The sequence below is a fragment of the Terrisphaera buseokensis genome (assembly GCF_047521145.2).
Classification (GTDB): domain Bacteria; phylum Verrucomicrobiota; class Verrucomicrobiia; order Opitutales; family Opitutaceae; genus ER46.
On the sequence record NZ_CM134186.1, the window covers coordinates 6,090,581 to 6,108,638 of the forward strand.

An 18,058-nucleotide genomic window follows, 5' to 3' on the forward strand; every position below is an offset into this window, starting at 1 on the left:
GCTGCACCGCAGGGTTTCATTGCCGGCCGCGACGCTGCGGGAGCCCGGCGGCGGAGACCGGCGTTTGCCCGTTCCTGTTTCAAGCGCTGTGGGTCGTCCAGGACTCGAGGTACCCCGCCACCGTCCCCTTGCCAAGGTGGGTGTTGTAGTACTTTTTCCAGTACTGCGCCTGCGCCTCGCGGTCGCCCGCCGCGGGCAGCGGCGCCGGCACGCGGTAATATTTCAACCGCGCCATGATCGCCGCGTAACCATCATCGTCGGTGATCTGCGCGAAGGTCAGCGCGCCGCCCGCCGGCGTGAAGGCCGAGGCAATGGCATCACCGAGACGCGGCCGGTGCGCGAGATAGTTGCGCCAGATGTCGTCATACGTGGCGCGCTCCATCTGAAACAATCCGCGGGCGGGCCCGCCGTTCAACTGCGTGCGCCAGCGCAATCCGCCGCTCTCCTTCAGTGCCGTGCCGATCAGCAATTCGACCGCAGCCTCGCTGTAGAGCCCGAATCTGGCGTCCGTGAGTTCGTCGATGGTTTTGAGCACCTCGCGAATCGTCGCCGTGAGTTGCTCGAGGGGAGATGCGGGCTGGTTCGCGTCCGGACGATTCAGGGGCTTCATGACGAGCGGGGAAAGCGTGACCGTACCGTGCGCTTGGCTACGTGCAACTCAAAGGGTCCGCCGGAGCTGACGGCCGTTAGGTGCGCCACGCCAACTCGACCGAGTGACCGTGTTCGGCGCGCGTCCGATCGACGCAGCGCAGCTGCAGGCGCGCGCCGCCTGCTTCGAGCTGTGCACTCACCCACCCGGCTGGCTGCGCGGGCTCGAACACGTAGCCGGTCGTCGGCAGATTGATCAGGTGCAGCCCGCTGGGATCCTGCTGGACGCTCCAGCGGTGCGAGTGTCCGAACACATACGCCTTCACCTGGCGGCGTGGCCGCAGGATGGCGTAGAGCGCGTCCTCATCGATCAGCGTGAGTTTGTCCGGAGTCGTGCGCGGATTGTGATGCACCATCACGAGCGCCGGCTTGCCGGCGTTGGCATCCAGCGTGTCAGCAAGCCAGGCAAGTTGCGCCTCGCCGAGAACTCCGGGCGTCGAATTGGTCTTGTCGAGTGAATCGAGCAGAAACCAGTTGGCGCGGGCGGACGGAATCATCGCCATCTGTCGGTCGACTCCGGGTCGCGGCGCAGAACGGTCATTGCGCAGCGCTGCCCAAAACCGCTCGCGATGATCGTGATTCCCAAGCCCGAGGTGGAGGGGAATCGCTGCGGCCCGCAAGGGCAGGAGCAGTTGGGTCAGCGTGGCGTAGTCGGCCGTTTCACCGGTGTTGAAGGCCAGGTCGCCATTGACCAAAGCGCCTGCCGGCCGGCGCGGCAGTTGCAGCACGTCGGCCACCGCTGTCTGGAACTGGTCAGTCATGTTGATCCCGCGGGCAACTTTCGCGCGGTCAGCCGCGATGTGCGGATCCGACAGCAAGGCCCAGTGATGTTCGTCCACTTCCCGCGTGGCCGCGATGACCGCGGGCGCGAACGCCAGGCCCGCGCCGGCCAAGAGCGTACGACGGACGAATTCACGGCGGGACAAGGGCGGCAGATGAATCGGCATGGCGGCGAGGGGTGCATTCCAGCCTTGCCCGGTGCCGAACGGCGGGGCAACGCGATTTCAGCGTGACGGCTTGCGGACGGGCCGTTCGCCAGCGCAGCGCACGCACGGAATTCTCCTTGAATTCCACGGTCAGGTTGCGATGGGAAAGGCATGACGCCACGTGAACCCGAACCGCTCGCTGCCCTGGCCGGCGAATGGCAGATGGTGCGCGCTGAGTTCGACGGCGAGCACGTGCATGAACTGGTCACATCCAATACCAGGCTCACGCTGGGCGACGGCGTCTACGAAGTCCGTTTCGGCGGCGAGGTCGCCGATGCGGGCACGGCCGAGGCTACGGTCGCGAACGAACTCTCCACGCTCGTGCTCGCCGGCCTCAATGGCCCCAATGCGGGCCGGACGATTCGCTCGCTGTACCAGATGCGTGGCGTGTGGCTGCGCATTTGCTACGGACTCGACGGTGTGCTGCCGGACGCATTCACCACGGCAGCTGGCACCCGGCGCTACCTCGCGACCTACAAACGCGTCGGCTAGCTCGCGCGGGCCGGCGAAGAATTGGCATCGTCAACCTCGCGCGAGAGGCTTGAGTTGAAATGATTCATCGGGGACCCCGCTCAGAAATTCTTCCTCTCTGACGTATGCGTTTACTTGCTCGCTCCTGCCTTCACCCCCGTGTCGTCGTCGCCGTCGCGTCCCTCTGGAGCGGCTTCGCGGCATTCGCTCAACCCGCTTCCGTTCCGCCCGCTTCGCAGCGCAGCGGAGCCGCACCGGGCGTCATCACCGGCCGGGTCCTCAACGCCAACAGCGGTAATTATCTCAACCGCGCGCGCGTGGCGGTTGAAGGCACGTCGTTGCAGACCTTCACGGACGAGAACGGCAACTACCGACTGGGCGGCGTTCCCGCCGGCGAGGTGCGCCTCAGCGCTGCGTTCACCGGACTCGCCGCGCAATCCGCCTTGGTGACCATCTCCGCCGGTGGGGTCGTGCAGAAGGACTTCGATCTCGCGCTGCCGCGCATGGATTCCGAGACCGACAAGGGCGTGGTCACGCTCTCGGCGTTTACCGTGCAGGAACGCGAACTTACGGGCCAGGCGGTTGCGCTCCATGAACAGCGGACTGCGCCGAACATCAAGAATGTCGTCGCGATCGACGTGGATACGGGCGAGGGCAACGTCGGCGAATTCCTGAAGTACATTCCCGGAATCGTCATGGAGCAGAGCCCGCAAACGCCGCAGTTCGCGAACATCCGCGGCATGCCGGCCAGCGGCACGCTCGTCACGACGAACGGCATGGAGATTGCCGCCAATGGTATCGTCGGTCGCGCCACCGATCTCGGCCTCTCCGCCACCGGCAACATCGATCGCATCGAGGTCACGAAAGTCCCGACACCGGACATGCCGGCGAATGCCGTGGGCGGCGGCATCAACATGGTCACGAAAAGCGGCTTCAGCCGGAAGAAGCCGCTGCTGACGTACAATATCTACGGCACGGTCAGCACCCTCGACGGGCTCAGCGGTCCGGGCCCCATCACCGGCAAGAGTGACGGGCCTGACAATCGCTCTAACGTCCAGCGGCTCAACCCGTCTTTCAACCTTTCCTACCTGCACCCGATCAACCGCTCGTTCGCGCTCGCACTGTCCGCAAGCAAATCGATGCGTTATAACGACTGGCAGTTCCCCGCGCCGGCGTGGGACAAGGTGAACCTGCGGCTCGTCACGGACACGATCAATCACCTGAACATCGGCGAGGAGAAGGAACTGGGTGCCGCCACGCTCGACTGGAAAATCAGCGCCAACGACACGTTGTCGCTCAGCGCATCGCACTCGAACCAGGAAATTTTCGTCCGCCAGAACCGCGTCATTTCCACGTTCGGTGCCGGTGCCACCGGTGGCCCGACGTTCGCGGCGGGCGCGCCGACGGGTGTTGGCACCGCCACGATGTCGCCGACCGGCAACAACCAGTACAAGGATCTGAGCCTCGTTTCGCTCTCGTACCGCCACACCGGCGCCGTCTGGAAGATCGATGCCAACCTCAGCCGCTCTGCGGCGGGCACGAAGTTCACCGATACCGAGGATCGAATCTTCAACAACGTGAGCGCGCGCATCGCCAACATCACGTTGCGCCACGACGGCATCGATCAGGTGGTTGATCGCAGGATCGCCGCGGTGACTGCGACCGATCGCACGGGCGCACCGGTCAACATCTACGACATCTCGGCCCACAGCATCGTCAGCACCGGCAGCGCGCCGCAGGACATCACCGATGAAGTCCGGCGGGCCGGCGTGAATGTGAGCCGCGATTTCGACGTCAAGTTTCCTCTGACGCTGAAGGTGGGCGCAATTGTGAACCAGCGCACGAACGACACGGTCGCCGGTTCCAAGAGCTGGACGTTCGCGCCCCCGGGCGGCGCGGCGGCGACGCTCGCGCGCAACTACGACGTCGTGGCGCAGAATTTTTCGCGGCACAGCTACTTCGTCGACGCCAGGAACCGCGACGTGGCCGTCAGCTGGCCGAGCATGGCCAAGGTCTACGAACTCTACGCCGCCCACCCCGAGTGGTTCGTGCTCAACGAGCCGGCGGCGTACATGAGCGAGGTTAATCTCACCAAGACAATCGAGGAGACGATTACCGCCGGCTATTTCCGCGCCGACGCCAAGCTCTTCGACAACCGGATGTGGATCGTGAGCGGCGTCCGCTACGAGCGGACCGACGACGAGGGCTGGGGTCCGTTGAACGACATTCGCGCGACCTACGTGCGAACTGCGAACGGCGACCTTGTGCGCGATTCCGCGGGGCGCCTGATCCCGATCACGACGAACGCGCTGCAGCGGGCGCAGCTGCAGTACACGCTGAAGGGCGCGTATACAAAGCGCAACTACGGCGACTTCTACCCGAGCATGAACGCGAGCTTTTCGATCACGCCCACCATCGTGGTGCGTGCCGCGTACGCGCGGACGATCGGCCGGCCGAATTTTCCCGAAATCATCCCCGGCATGACCGTGACCGATCCGGATTCCTCAACGACCAACAAGGTCATCACGGTGATCAACAGCGCGCTGAAGCCCTGGACTGCAAACAACTACGACCTGAGCTTCGAGGTGTACGAGGTGAAGGGCGCAGTCGCGTCGGCGAGCCTGTTTCAAAAGGATCTGAAGGACTTTTTCGGGTCGACGCGCGAGGATGCCACGGTCGAGAAACTCGCGGACTTCGGGTTTTCGGACGACTATCTCGACTACGACATCGTGACGAAGCGGAACATCGGGTCCGCCACGATCTCCGGCGTGGAACTCAGCTACCGGCAGTCACTCGGCGCATTGCAGCCGTGGGCAAAGGGCCTGCAGGTCTTCGGCAATGTGACCCTGATGGATCTCAGCGGACCCAACGCCGCCGATCTGACGGGATTCTCCCCGCGCACGATCCAATGGGGCGTAAGCTACGCGCGCTCGAAATTCTCCGCCAGGGTGAACGTGAATCAGAACAAGTGGCGTCGCAACACCCCGACCGCCGCAAGTGCCACCGTCCGCGCCAACAGTTACAACTACTTCGCCCCGCAGGTGAAAGTCGACGCGACGGTGTCGTACATGTTCAACCGCCATTACTCGGTCTACCTCGACGCCAGGAACATTTCCGGCACGCCGCAGCGCCGCGGTACCTGGTCCCCGGATACTCCGGCGTACGCGCGGATCGACATCCTGCAGTATCCTGCAGCCGCGTTCACCCTGGGCATCAAGGGAGACTTCTGATGAGCGTGGCGCGCAACCGACTATTGAATACGCCCGCGCGGCGCCCCGCGAGGTGGCCACACCGTCCGGGCCGAACGGCTGAATCGCCCGCCGCCCCGGGCTGAAACCATGGGCCATTCCAAGTCGAGCGGCTAAACCGACCTGTCATGCCTTTCCGGAGACGCAATTGCGGCCGATTAATAGAGCCGAAACGGGGCCCGGCGATCGATTGTGCGGGAGTTTTCGATACAGAATTTCGGCCCTTGTTCCAGTGCACTCCGGATGCAGCCGGCAGGACCGCTCTGGAAGCCGGCTCGAGGCCATTTTCCGAGGAGAAAAAGTGCGCCTAAACCGCTGAACCCGACCTCATCGGCGCAACCGGGGTGCAAGTAAAAAACACCCCCTGTTTTAACAATTTTCTAACGACAAACGCATTGACGGAGAAATCGGCGACTCCCATGGGTTGTGGTCGCCGCGGCCGAAGACCACATCCTGTAGTGGTCGGCAAGCCGTGGATAACCTGGTAACAACTTTGATTCGCCGTCCGCCTTTTTGCCGTAACAAAGGCCCTGTTCGCTGTCCCTTTTCATTTTTTCCCATCCTTTTCCGTCGCCCTCTCAGCCATGCAAAAAACCTTTCAGGTCGGAGCCAAGACCTTCGTGCTCGACCAAACCAAGGCCGAAGCCGCATTCGCGGCCAAGAAAGTCATCAACGGTCGCGTGACGATGACGTTCAACCTCCTACCGCTCAAGTACCAGTGGGCGTACGACCTGTATCGCAAGATGAAGGCGAATCACTGGGAGCCGGAGGACATCCCGATGGGCAAGGACATCGAACAGTGGCGCGACGAAAAGGTGGTGAGTGACGCCGAGCGTTGGATCATTCGCATGGGCATCGGCTACTTTTCCGCCGCCGAGGGAATCGTGGGCGACAACATCCAGCACGTGGTACGCGAACTCGTGACTGCTCCGGAGCTGAAGCTCGTCCTGGGCCGGCATGCCCACGAAGAGAACATCCACGCGGACTCGCTGCTTTACATGATCGCGTCGCTGCAGATCAACCCGCACGAGTGCGAAGCGATGTTCGAGGATGTGCCGACCATCGTTCGGAAGAACGAATTCGTCACGAAGGTTTCCAAGGAGCTTCGCCGTGATCTCGACCTCACCAAACCTGAGAACAAAAAGCTGCTGGCGAAGAACATCTTCGTCTTCGGTCAGTGCATGGAGGGCACGCAATTCTACGGTCTCTTCGGCATGGTGCTCTCCCTCTACCGGCAGAACAAGTTCCCCGGAATTGGCCAGATGTTCCGATACACGCTCCGCGACGAATCGAACCACATCGAGGTTTTCCGGAATCTCTTCATGGATCTGGTCGAGGAAAACCGCGAAATCTGGACCGCTGAATTCAAGGAAGAGCTCCGCGCGCTGATGGCTGAAGCCGTAACCCTCGAGAAAGAGTTCATTCGCGACTGCCTGCCCGTGAACTCGGTCGGCCTGAGTGCCGAGGATTTCACCCAGTACATCGACTACATCGCGGACCGACGCCTCGAAGGGGTCGGCCTCGCCCCGCTCGCAGCCGGCGTCAAGAACCCGCTGCCTTGGCTCGCCGAGATGATGGACATCAAGAAAGAACAAAATTTCTTCGAGGGCCGAGTGACCGAATATCAAAAAGCATCTTCGCTCAACGTCGCTCACGACGACGAACTCTGATTTCCCGGCGCGTTCGCCGAAGCGCCCGCACTCGCCGCATTGACGGTGACGGGGTACGCCGGGTCGAACGCCATGGCTCGAACGCCACGCCGCATCGACGGAGCTGCCTCGCGCCAAGAATCATCTTCCACCTTTCGTTTCGTCCTTCCGCTTCCTTCGGTCGTCCCCCCATTCCCCTCTCCCGCGGCGCGCCTGTCCCCATCGCGCCGCTTTCTTTTCCGCCGTTGCGCTCCGCTTCAGGTCCGCCCCGGCGTCCACTGTTTTCCACTGATATTCCGCGCCGCCCTGCCGCGTCCGGTAGTTTCGAATCTTCGCCTCCGTTTCTGCCATGAGCACTCCCTCCGTCGCCACCGATCTCGCCCTCAAACGCACTGTCCACGCTCCCGTCGAACAGAAACCGCACTATGCCTGGCGTGAGGTCGTCGCGGGCGAAACCATCGAGCTGCCCCACGTCATCCTGCTCTGCCCGCATGGTGAGGAGCGTTTCGTCCTCGCCGAGGTTGCCGACACCGTCGGCAAGGCACTGACCAACGTACACCTCGCCAAGGGCGAAACGGATATTTTTACCGAAGCCAATCGCGCGTGGGTCGCGAAGATTTGTCGGGAAGTCGCCGGCAATCTCAGCGAGCTCTCCCGCAAGCAGTCGCCCGTCCGCCTCTCGCTCGACGCCCTGTACGAACTCCTCGAAAAAACCCTCGTCGACAACAACGCGTACTTTGTCGCGAAGAGTCTCCTGCTGAACCGCGCCCGAAAGATCGCCATCAACCGCGAGGCTGCAGCCCAGTCGACGCTCCGGGTCATCCGCCGGAACAATCAAGTCGTCCCGTGGAACGAGCAGAAGGTTGAGATCGCGATCCGCAAGACGTTCCTCTCGCTCCAGCGCGATTCCGCCCCCGCCGTGGCCATCACCCGCACCGTTTCCGGCCGGGTCCACTCGTCCAAGCAGTCGTTCGTCCACATCGAGGAAATCCAGGATATGGTGCAGGAAGAGATCATGAAGGCCGGTCACTACAAGGTCGCCGAAGCCTACATTCTGTTCCGCGCTCAGCGCGCGGTGGCGCGTGACGCCGGCCTCGACCCGGAAGCCGGGGACCTCGGCACCGATGCCGTCGTCGCTCCCGTCGCCGCCGGTCAGGCCGCGATGATCGTGGTGAAAAAGGCCGATGGACTGAATGTATTTTGGGACGGTGCTGATCTCCGCAAGCGGATCGAGTTCGCCCGAATCGGCCTGGACCTGCATCTCTCCAACGACGAGATCGAAGCCGAACTCCGTCGCTCGGTCTATGACCAGATTTCCCAAAAAGATCTCGATGCCACCATCATTCTCAATTCGAAGACCCTGATCGAAAAAGATGCTGATTTCGCGAAGTTCGCCGGGCGTATTCAGCTCACCTACATCTACGAGGAGGTCCTGGGTTGGGATATCATGAAGGAAGGCATCGGCGCCTTGAAGGCCGCCCACCAGCGCGCCTTCAAGAAGTACCTCGAGCATGGCGTCGCGATCAAGCGCCTCAACCCGCGCCTGCTCGACTACGATCTCGCCAAACTCGCCGCCGCACTCGATCCGTCGTCCGACCTGGAGTTCGACTTCCTCGGGATCCAGACGATGTACGATCGCTATCTGATCATCGACAAGACCCGGAAACCGTCGCGCCGGATCGAGACCCCGCAGTTCTTCTGGCTGCGCGTGTCGATGGGGCTGATGCTCGACGAAAAGGGCGACCGCGAGTCGCGCGTCACCGGGCTCTACGAACTCTACAAGAGCCGCCGCTTCTGCAGCAGCACGCCCACCCTCTTCAACTCGGGCACGCTTCACTCGCAGCTTTCGTCCTGCTACCTCTACTACGTCGATGACTCGCTCGAGAGCATCATGCTTCGCGGCATCGCCGACAACGCCTTCCTCGCCAAATGGGCGGGCGGCCTCGGCGGCTCCTGGACTGCGGTGCGCGGCACCGGTGCCTACATCGCCGGCACGAACGGTGAATCGCAGGGCGTCATTCCGTTCCTGAAGCTCCACAACGATCAGCTTGTGGCCGTCAATCAGGGCGGTAAACGCAAGGGTTCCGGCTGCGCGTATCTGGAAACTTGGCACAACGACATCTTCGAATTTCTCGAACTGCGCAAGAACACCGGCGACGATCGCCGCCGGACGCACGACATGAACACGGCGAACTGGATTCCCGATCTGTTCATGAAGCGCATGGAGGCCCGACAGACCTGGACGCTCTTCCGCTCCAACCAGGTCAAGGACCTGCACGATCTCTACGGCCAGGCCTTCGAGAAACGCTACCTCGAATACGAGGCACTCGCCGAACAGGGCAAGATCCAGGGCCAGAAGATCGAGGCGCTCGAACTCTGGAAGAAGATGCTATCGATGCTGTTCGAAACCGGACACCCGTGGATCACGTTCAAGGACGCCTGCAACATCCGGTCGCCGCAGGACCACGTGGGCGTTATCCACTCTTCCAATCTCTGCACCGAGATCACACTCAATACCTCCAACGACGAAACCGCCGTCTGCAATCTCGGCTCGGTGATTCTTGAAACGCACCTGAAGCCTGACGGCTCCATCGATCACGAGAAGCTCCGCGACACGATCCGCATGGCCGTGCGCGCGCTCGACAACGTGATCGACATCAATTTCTACCCAACGCCCTCCGCGAAATTGTCGAACTCGCGTCACCGTCCCATCGGCTTGGGCATGATGGGCCTGGCTCATGCGCTCTATCTCCGCGGCCACGCCTTCGCCTCCCCCGAGGCAGTCGAGTTCAACGACGAGGCGATGGAGGCGATTGCGTTCTACGCTTACGAGGCGAGTTCAGATCTGGCGGCCGAACGCGGCACGTACTCAAGCTACAAGGGATCGAAGTGGGACCGGGGGCTGCTCCCGCAGGACACGCTGGATCTCCTCGAGAAGGAACGGGGCGTTGAAGTCGAGGTTCCGCGCGGCGGCAAACTCGACTGGACGCCGCTGCGCGCGAAGATTGCCGCGCAAGGGATGCGCAATTCAAATTGTCTCGCCATCGCGCCCACGGCGACGATCTCGAACATCACGGCCACCTCACCCTGCATCGAGCCGACCTACAAGAACCTGTTCGTAAAATCGAACCTTTCAGGTGAGTTCATCGTGTTGAATCCGTTCCTCGTGAAGGATCTCAAGTCCCGCGGCCTGTGGGACCAGGACATGATCGACAATCTCAAGTACTTCGACGGTGAGCTAAAGGACATCGAGCGAATCCCCGGCGACCTCAAGGCCAAGTACCTGACGGCATTCGACATTGATCCGAAGTGGATTCTTGATGCCGCCGCCCGCCGTCAGAAATGGATCGATCAGGCGCAGAGCGTAAATCTCTGGATCAAGACGCCTGATCTGAAGACACTCAGCCATATGTACCGGCAAGCGTGGCACGTCGGGTTGAAGACGACGTATTACCTGCGCAGCCTCGGAGCCTCCAACATCGAGAAAGCCACGGTCGCCGTGAAGAAGGAAACGCGCGGGGCAATCAAAGAGGGTGCCGATGGCGGCCAGAACTCAGGCGACACAGGCGGCTCGCACTCCCCCATTCCAAAGAAAATCTATTCCGACGAGGAAAAGAACGCGTGCAGCATTGAGGCGATGCGGAATGGTGGCACTTGTGAAGCCTGTCAGTAACCATTAACCAGCGGCGTCTGCTGCCCAACGCGTCGCTTGACCCGTTCAGCCCCGACACTACGTCGGGGCTTTTTTGCGCGAGAACAGCACCTTTGACGACCAGTGCGTCAGGCTACGAGAAAAGTGCAGGAGGACACACCGTCTCAATTTACGGCCACGTCTACTCCGACATCCCGCGGGATCCTTCCCGGTTTCGTTTGGACCGGCGTGCCATGTATGAGGCCCTCATCATGGCAAAACCCGGTCTCACCACGCCTGCGGGAGTAAACCGAACGAAGCCATGCTGTGCAGCAACTCGGACTAGTTCGCCGCGGTGCTGGACGCCCAACTTGCGATGCAACTCTCGCCTCACCGTCGATACCGTAGCCGGACTTAGGTTAAGCTCACGAGCGGCGGCTGTGTTGTCGCAACCATCTCCAATCACAGACAAGACCACTTGCTCAAACGACGTAAGGAGACGAAAGACCGCAGTCGAAGCCGAACCGACCTGGTACATATGTTCAACTATGGACGGACTCCAGTAGCGGCGCCCTCCAGCTACAAGTTGCAGTACCTTCGAAAAGGTTTCCGGCACCTCAGCCGCTGAGTCGTAAACACCGTCGACCGCAAGCGTCCGCAGTGCCACAAGAACTCGATACTCCCGCCGCGCTGTCACGATAAGAACCTTGGTTGATCGGACGGGCGCCATCTTGTTCCACTTGGCTAACATATCCAGCACGTCACCGTCCATGTTGTAGCCGACTCCGCTGACTAATAAGTCAACTTTCTGCGCCACCATTAACTCAAGGGCGGATTCGACAGAAATTGCGATGGTGACACTTGCTCTTGGATTCAGATGCAAAACATACTGCCGAAGTGACTCGGCATAAAGCCGGTCAGATTTCAGGATGATGACACGATTCAATCGGGGAGTTAAGGGAGTATCCATGAACCCTTCGATGTAGCAGCAGCCGGTAACTTCCAACGACGTCGTCGTAATTTTTCCGTAACACCGACGTCGATTCGAGACCGCCAACTATCTCCCCGACCGGAAGCCCGTCTCGGACAATCACTGGCGATATCGATACCCTGTCTTTGGTAACACTTGAATCCAATCCCTTAGGGCAATTCCAAGATTCCCCATCGTCACACTCAATCGTCCAAGGAGAACGCGCATATTACTCGTGTCACCTTGATAACGTCTTCCAAGAACTTCACCGAACATTTTTTCATACGAGACCACTTCACCGCCTGAATGTGCAAGCAGCTCCAAGAGTAACTTCTCACGGGGGGTGAGGACCACGTGTCTACCCTCGTACGTCAGTTTACATTCGGACGCCTGCCATGTCGCACCCGCAAAAGAAACCTTCCTCGCCAAAGGGGCAGTATGATTTCCCTTCGTCTCGTTAAAATACTTCGACAAATAGGCCAGCAACAAGTCGGCACTCACCGGGTCCCGCAGTACACAATCGGCTCCCAGCGCCACCTGCCGAGCCTGGCTCGATACTGCAGTGCCAGCGTTGACCAGTACGACCAAACGGAGGCGAGAGAGCACCTTCAATTCCGTCAAAGCGCCTATCACGTCATCGGAATAGCCGTCTTCTAACCTTTGCCTGACGACGATGACCCTTGGCACTTCCCGGTGCACCTGCCTGACAACCGCTCTGACCGACGTGCAAAGGTTTGCCGACCATCCGCCGCTTTCACACAATGCAATGAGGGCCGCGGCGTCCGTCGGCACACTTGAGGCAATAATGATCACTAGGAGGCAGGACCGGAAATCATTCAGTATAGCTCTACTAAATCGGCAGAGCCAAAAGCATCCTGAATTTTTCGGCACGCGGCGCGACGGAAAAACCCAACAATCCGCGACACTTCCTGATGCCGCCAAGTACTCCCCTTGCAGTTATGAAGGCGAGCGGTTCATACTCACCCTTAAACCAATCTTCTATCTGCGTGCGACTGAGCGCCGGTGCGTTCACCGACACGAAAATCAAGACACATGAATGGCTTCCCAGCACATTACGTCGATTTATCCAATAGTAGTCTGCAAACCGTGGATCTCGACTTACACTATCCAACCTGGAACAATGCTCACCTTGAATTCCGAAAGTGGAATTTGCCTCAGCGATTGAGAAAGCAACGGTAAAGACGGGGACTATCATCAAGAGAAAATCAATTCCCGAAATTCCTTTGATTGAGACTGGGATGGCCAAATCCTGAAACTCCGCTTCCTTATTAGCATTGTTAGCCACGTTAGTCCGCGCCGCTATTTCGATTGCACGACGGACGCCTTCACTAAAAACCGCTGGCGATGAATCCCGACTGCCATATGCGGAATCAAAGAAACCTGCAGCCGTTGTCATAGCTGCCGCAGCTGTCTTCCGGGCCTCCTCCAAATTCCGAAGCAGCTGAGCGACGGAAGAATCAATTCGGGCTCGACTCGTTGCCAGCGAACAGGCGGCGGCAACGTGGGCGTGAATGGTGGTTAGCAACCCGGAGATCTGGAGCAGGGCATCGCGGGCACTTTCGGATGCCACCACCTCCACTTCGCGTTCGATAAGTGCCGTATCTAAGTCACTGACTGCTGACGTGGCCCTCTGCGCCAGACTTCGCTCTTGCCGACGCCGTCGTGTCTCGCCGATCCACAAGAGAATACGAGTGTCGAAAACATCTCGTTCAGGCAACGGTTTCGAAATGAATTCAAGCACCTGCAGTGGAATGGCACGCCGAAGATTCTCATCTGAATCAAACGCACTCACGACTACAAAGCCGAGGTCAGGATCTAGCCGACGGGCGCATTCAACAAATACCAGACCATCCATCTCCGGCATATGTATATCCACCAGGCACAAATCGAAACGATCCTGTGAAAGCACCTCCAGCGCTTCCTCGGCGGACACGCAGCAAACAAGCTGGTGCTCACGACTGAGTCGCAACCGAAGCGCTGCGTGAATCTGGCGTTCGTCATCCACCGCGAGGATTCGCGCCGGCAACATCTCTACCAAATTCTGATTCATGAACGTACGACGGGAGTCACATTCGAATCAAAGAGTCTTACCTCCTCAGGCATCCCGCGAGGGAAAGGAGCGGTTTGAGCAGCTGGCAAATCAACCGTAAACACAGTACCACGCCCCAGCTCGCTCTCCACTGAAATTGAACCGCCATGAAGCACTACAATCTTTCGGCACACGGTAAGGCCTATTCCAAATCCTCGCTCACCGTTTCCCGTTTGCTTCGTGGTGAAATGGGGCTCGAAAATGCGAGCCAGGTTCTCTGGCGGAATTCCGCAACCGTTATCACGCACCTGGATGCGAATCCATCCATCATTAGGCGACGCGCACTTAACCTCTACTGATTGTCCGGGCGCACACGCATCAACTCCATTTGCGATCAAGTTCGTCATGAGACGCTGGATTAAACCGCCATCCATCGCGAGCTTTTCCATCGGTGCGCAGTTCAACATAACTATAACCCCTCGCCCGTGAGCTCTGCCAGCTAGGACTTCACGGGAATCAGAGCAAACTGAAGCAAGATCCGTCGCCTCAAATCGCGGCTCGATGTCATCGGTATACGACAATGCATCGCGGATGTATCGATCGACCATTCCTATCGAGCGCCAGGCGGCAGCCTGTACGTCTGCAGCAGTGCTGCCGGGAGAAAACTTCCCCTGACTTTGGGCCACAAACGACGAGACAGGAGTAATGAGGTTACGGAGATCGTGCGCCAATCCCTTGGACATAATGGCCATATTATCCAATCTAGAACGTGACGAAGCGTGGTTCACCAAACGCGAGCGGGTAAGCAGATTGTCGACGACGAGAGCGAGGCCCTGGAGGTGTCGGACTTCAGGAAACGTGTACGGCCACTCATCCCTCTTCATCCCTAAGGCAACTATAAGCGAGGGGGTCGGACTGTTGCGTGGAACCGATATGATCAGTCCAATCTTTTCACTATCAAGTACATGCTGAAGATCTGAAAAACCAGGCCTGTGTTTCCGCCTCGAGAGGCTTTCTGGAGTAGCCCAGCCCAGTTCGCACAAACTTAAATACGCGCGCCCCCTTTTTCTTATCAATGAAACAACTGGGTTTTCTGCGTCACTATGATCGAGACACAAGCGGCAACTGTGCGCTCCAAATTCCATGCACAAGAAGACCTCCAATTGCTCGATCAAATGAGCAGGTCGCCATTCCGCACGTGCAATTTCCAAAAGCAGACGTCGCACATTGGAAAGTTTCCGCTCTCCATCTGCGTCGAGCCACAATCGGAGTTTGCGATCGCTCCAAACGGCGAGCGGTCCGCAAACTCCAATACCAAGCAGCAAGCTAAATGGCTCAGCAATTACTACGCTTGAAACTATCCAAATGGAATAGGCACCAAACGACAAAACAGCCACAAACGAAAGTCTTCTGACTACTTGCAAAAGCATCTCACGCGCGCTAAATACACGATAAAACAGCAGAGCCCATGCGGCAATTACTGTAGCAGCCAATACTAATACAACACTTGATTTATTAAATGCGCGCACATTAGAATAATTACCAATAGCATTCAAGACTCCGATTATAACCGCGGCGCCTCCGGAATTCAGGGCAATAAACTGAAGTTCTAAGCGCCGAATACCACGGCACCTTGCAATACTTGTCCATGTTTTAAATATAGTTATGACATAGGCCGAAAGACAAACGACTATGTATATGTAATAGGCTTCGCCGCGCTTCAAATATCCCCGGACGTCGTGATACACAAACCTATCAGATGTAGATATAAGCGCACAGAACACTCCAAGTGACAGGGCCGGAAATGCGGCACCAAAAACTCCACTACCGGAATCGGCATTCCTGGAGTTTACGTCCATCAACAGCCAAATACTGACAGGAAGAAATGAAACGACAATTGCGTTGGCCCTAAACCACCACTCCAATTCTACTAGTTTCTCGCCCAGCGGCAGAAAAGCTGTACCCATAGCTCTGTAAACACACCCGAGCCACGCTGTTTCCAAAAGCAAGACCAGAGCGACTGCGCGATTGGACGAACGAAATGGACTAGACCACATGACGGCCAATCCCAAAATCAAGGAGAAGATCGCAGATGCGAGCGTTAATGCCATCATTGTTTTATCGTTAATCACTTTCGCTTGCTTTCAGTAATCCGAGTTAATAGCAGAGAAATAGGTCGTCACTTCAAAACTTGCTGCGCAATCATACCCATACCCCAAGTTGAGGTATACCGAGAGAACTTTTCCATAAATCGGCAAATTCGGCGAGTTCCCTCACCAGCGGGCTGATGAAATGCGATTAGAGATCATCAGACGAGCAGCGTTAAAAAGGTGCGCGCGGACGCCCCTCCTCCAACCGAGTTTCGTTTGTTTGATTAACGTCGAGACGTTAAATGAAGCGAATCACCCGATTCGATCGATCAAACGCAAGCGAGATGAGGTGCCCGCGGGGATAGACCGCCACGTCAATGGGATCTACGCGCGGTATGTGTCGCCATCGATCTCGCCGGATACACTGCTGAAGGTCAAGGTGCTGTAGTCGCTGATCACGGCGCGCTCTGATCCGCAGCTCTGCGGATGGCTGCAGATTGAGTTGCTGTTCCGTTGGTTACTGGACGTAGCCGATGTCGTCGAGGATGACGGCCGCCGAGCGGGACTCATGCAGTAGTCGCCAAAGAGGGCACCGTTTGGCGACGTTGATGGTGTGAAACGTAAGACGACGTTAACGCCAGATACGGAGGCGACCCAAGGGGTGCGGCTGGATTTGGGCACGAAAAAGCGGAGTGCAGTGGATACGGATCGGCTTCACCGACCAGCGCCTGACGGCGCACGGGGGTCTGGCGGTGTGGACGGGCGTTGTGCGGGAAAGCGGGCTGCGCGAGAAGCTCGGCACGGTGTTGCCGCATGCGCCGACGAGTCCCAACGCCTTGGAGCAGGTGGACACGGCGCTGGGTTTTATCGGTGGGAATCTCTGCGGGGCGGACAAGCTGGCGCGGGTGGCGCATCTGGCGCACGACCCGGCCGTGGCGGAGGTGCTGGGCATAGAAGCGGTGCCAAGTCAGTCGACCCTCTTGCGATTCTTCGCCGTGTGCGAAGAGCTCGGCGGACTCCACGCCTAGGAGACGGGTACTCTGCCCGCCCGCACCGAAGTATCAACGCCCGCGTAAAGTTGTCCCACTAACGCCCGTTTAAAACTGCCCCCCCTCCCCCCGTTGGAGTAACCGCGGAGGAGGGAGGGTGACGTTGCCCCGATTTGACGGACAAAGAAGGCACCAGCCTGCGCGATGCTCCGCAGTCGGCGAAAGTCGATGTAGCCGCGATCGATCACCAGATAACTGGCCGGTTCGATGGGCACATCATCCAGCCACAACACATCCGCATAACTTCCCTTGGTAACGGTCGCGAAAACAGGGAAGGCGGCGCGCAGATCGAGCATCGTGTGGAGCTTGACCGTCGCATCGGAGCCGGTCCAGTTGGCCCAGGGACACAGTGCAAGACTCAGATCGATGAAAGTGGAGTCGAGTGCATACGCCGGCGCTTTCAGATCGAGGATGTAGGGCTCCTCACGATACGCCTCGCGGGCCCGGTGCATCAGTCGCTGCGCAATCGCGGCGAAGAGTTGCCACGGCCTTTGTTCGTTCACGCGCGCGAGCGTGCTGCGGGTCACACGCGAGCGGAAGCCGAGGTGATACCGCAATCGAGGTTGGGAATCCAAGCGCGCCTCGATATCACGCAAACTTTCACGAAAGGTGATTTGCGCGAAGCTCATCGCCAGGAAGTGATCCCATGCGGAAAACAATCGCGTGCGCGGTGTCTTGTCGCGATCGGGCGTCGCGCGCCGAAACTCCCAATGCGACACGCAGGACATCACCTGCGCGAACACCGTCTTGCCTTGGTCCATGCAGGCTAGAGCCCGCAAAAAAACCCGCTCCACTCAAATCGTGAGCAGACCGAAATCCCCAGAACAGACTTTCCGCTCTGCCCTTACGAAACCTCAGCCATCGCTTAGTGGGACAGCATTGGCACCGACTCCTCCAACGGAGGCTCGGCGCGGCAGCGGAGGCTTTCGTTGACCTCGCTTTCCACCAGATAGCTCGAAAAGCGCACACAAATCTCGTCTGATTCCGGATAACGCGTCGCGGGCAGTGCCCGCAAATGGATGCGCTCTTCGGAAAGCTTCACGGAACGCAAACCACTGATCGCCATGCAGACCTCGGCCACAAACTGGGTCAACGCCGCTTGGTCGGCAAACTCTCGCGACCCGCGCAAGGTCAGGCGCGTCGCCAGCCGCTACTTCAAGTGGCCGTTGGCCGACTCGATATCGCCGTTTCGTGCGGGCACGACAGATTGATCGTGCAGGGCTCCTGCCCGAGATAGCGGCACAACGCCAGATGCGCGAGAACTGC

The 18,058-nt window shown here is 59.0% G+C and carries 13 protein-coding genes; 5 read left to right on the plus strand and 8 right to left on the minus strand.

Annotated elements, in window-relative coordinates:
- Positions 1-79 precede the first annotated feature (79 nt).
- Both ACLJEU_RS22900 and ACLJEU_RS22905 read right to left on the minus strand, forming a co-directional pair.
- Positions 80-610 carry a hypothetical protein gene (locus tag ACLJEU_RS22900; RefSeq protein WP_414662861.1) on the minus strand — a complete coding sequence of 177 codons (531 nt, stop codon included), beginning with the start codon at positions 608-610 and terminating at the stop codon, positions 80-82.
- A 76-nt stretch (positions 611-686) separates the two neighbouring features.
- On the minus strand, positions 687-1,595 hold the full coding sequence (locus tag ACLJEU_RS22905; protein WP_414662862.1) for a metallophosphoesterase family protein: 909 nt from the start codon (positions 1,593-1,595) through the stop codon (positions 687-689).
- Between the two features lie 150 nt (positions 1,596-1,745).
- Between ACLJEU_RS22905 and ACLJEU_RS22910 the strand changes: the two genes are divergently transcribed.
- The 4 genes from ACLJEU_RS22910 (at position 1,746) to ACLJEU_RS22925 (ending at position 10,675) form a co-directional block, all read left to right on the plus strand.
- Entirely contained in the window at positions 1,746-2,126 is a 381-nt protein-coding gene (locus ACLJEU_RS22910; protein ID WP_414662863.1) for a hypothetical protein, read from the plus strand.
- A gap of 104 nt (positions 2,127-2,230) precedes the next feature.
- Positions 2,231-5,335: a TonB-dependent receptor gene (locus ACLJEU_RS22915; RefSeq protein ID WP_414662864.1), complete on the plus strand. Its 3,105-nt coding sequence runs from the start codon at positions 2,231-2,233 to the stop codon at positions 5,333-5,335.
- A gap of 602 nt (positions 5,336-5,937) precedes the next feature.
- Complete coding sequence (locus ACLJEU_RS22920; protein ID WP_414662865.1) at positions 5,938-7,023, plus strand: ribonucleotide-diphosphate reductase subunit beta; 1,086 nt, start codon at positions 5,938-5,940, stop codon at positions 7,021-7,023.
- 328 nt (positions 7,024-7,351) lie between these two features.
- Positions 7,352-10,675 carry a ribonucleoside-diphosphate reductase subunit alpha gene (locus tag ACLJEU_RS22925; protein ID WP_414662866.1) on the plus strand — a complete coding sequence of 1,108 codons (3,324 nt, stop codon included), beginning with the start codon at positions 7,352-7,354 and terminating at the stop codon, positions 10,673-10,675.
- Positions 10,676-10,835: 160 nt separating this feature from the next.
- Here the strand turns inward: ACLJEU_RS22925 and ACLJEU_RS22930 are convergent, their stop codons facing one another.
- The 4 genes from ACLJEU_RS22930 to ACLJEU_RS22945 all read right to left on the minus strand — a co-directional run bounded on the left by ACLJEU_RS22930 (position 10,836) and on the right by ACLJEU_RS22945 (position 15,785).
- Entirely contained in the window at positions 10,836-11,579 is a 744-nt protein-coding gene (locus ACLJEU_RS22930; protein ID WP_414662867.1) for a response regulator transcription factor, read from the minus strand.
- A gap of 144 nt (positions 11,580-11,723) precedes the next feature.
- Positions 11,724-12,416 (minus strand): winged helix-turn-helix domain-containing protein, encoded by a 693-nt coding sequence (locus ACLJEU_RS22935; RefSeq protein WP_414662868.1) that lies wholly within the window; start codon positions 12,414-12,416, stop codon positions 11,724-11,726.
- A 37-nt stretch (positions 12,417-12,453) separates the two neighbouring features.
- Positions 12,454-13,674 (minus strand): response regulator transcription factor, encoded by a 1,221-nt coding sequence (locus tag ACLJEU_RS22940; protein WP_414662869.1) that lies wholly within the window; start codon positions 13,672-13,674, stop codon positions 12,454-12,456.
- Complete coding sequence (locus ACLJEU_RS22945; protein ID WP_414662870.1) at positions 13,671-15,785, minus strand: sensor histidine kinase; 2,115 nt, start codon at positions 15,783-15,785, stop codon at positions 13,671-13,673. Before ACLJEU_RS22945 ends, ACLJEU_RS22940 begins: the two co-directional genes overlap by 4 nt.
- 650 nt (positions 15,786-16,435) lie before the next feature.
- Between ACLJEU_RS22945 and ACLJEU_RS22950 the strand changes: the two genes are divergently transcribed.
- Positions 16,436-16,771 carry a hypothetical protein gene (locus tag ACLJEU_RS22950; RefSeq protein WP_414662871.1) on the plus strand — a complete coding sequence of 112 codons (336 nt, stop codon included), beginning with the start codon at positions 16,436-16,438 and terminating at the stop codon, positions 16,769-16,771.
- Here ACLJEU_RS22950 and ACLJEU_RS22955 read toward each other — a convergent pair.
- Together ACLJEU_RS22955 and ACLJEU_RS22960 are read right to left on the minus strand one after the other, a co-directional pair.
- On the minus strand, positions 16,768-17,553 hold the full coding sequence (locus ACLJEU_RS22955; RefSeq protein ID WP_414662872.1) for a DUF4372 domain-containing protein: 786 nt from the start codon (positions 17,551-17,553) through the stop codon (positions 16,768-16,770). The two genes, ACLJEU_RS22950 and ACLJEU_RS22955, sit on opposite strands and share 4 nt — an antisense overlap.
- Positions 17,554-17,657: 104 nt before the next feature.
- Positions 17,658-17,834: a hypothetical protein gene (locus tag ACLJEU_RS22960; protein ID WP_414662873.1), complete on the minus strand. Its 177-nt coding sequence runs from the start codon at positions 17,832-17,834 to the stop codon at positions 17,658-17,660.
- Positions 17,835-18,058 lie beyond the last annotated feature (224 nt).

Bases quoted from the DNA above. Each gene is read 5' to 3' on its own strand.
- ACLJEU_RS22900 (WP_414662861.1), bottom strand. From the start codon at position 610: ATGAAGCCCCTGAATCGTCCGGACGCGAACCAGCCCGCATCTCCCCTC.
- ACLJEU_RS22905 (WP_414662862.1), bottom strand. From the start codon at position 1,595: ATGCCGATTCATCTGCCGCCCTTGTCCCGCCGTGAATTCGTCCGTCGT.
- ACLJEU_RS22910 (WP_414662863.1), top strand. From the start codon at position 1,746: ATGACGCCACGTGAACCCGAACCGCTCGCTGCCCTGGCCGGCGAATGG.
- ACLJEU_RS22915 (WP_414662864.1), top strand. From the start codon at position 2,231: ATGCGTTTACTTGCTCGCTCCTGCCTTCACCCCCGTGTCGTCGTCGCC.
- ACLJEU_RS22920 (WP_414662865.1), top strand. From the start codon at position 5,938: ATGCAAAAAACCTTTCAGGTCGGAGCCAAGACCTTCGTGCTCGACCAA.
- ACLJEU_RS22925 (WP_414662866.1), top strand. From the start codon at position 7,352: ATGAGCACTCCCTCCGTCGCCACCGATCTCGCCCTCAAACGCACTGTC.
- ACLJEU_RS22940 (WP_414662869.1), bottom strand. From the start codon at position 13,674: ATGAATCAGAATTTGGTAGAGATGTTGCCGGCGCGAATCCTCGCGGTG.
- ACLJEU_RS22955 (WP_414662872.1), bottom strand. From the start codon at position 17,553: ATGGACCAAGGCAAGACGGTGTTCGCGCAGGTGATGTCCTGCGTGTCG.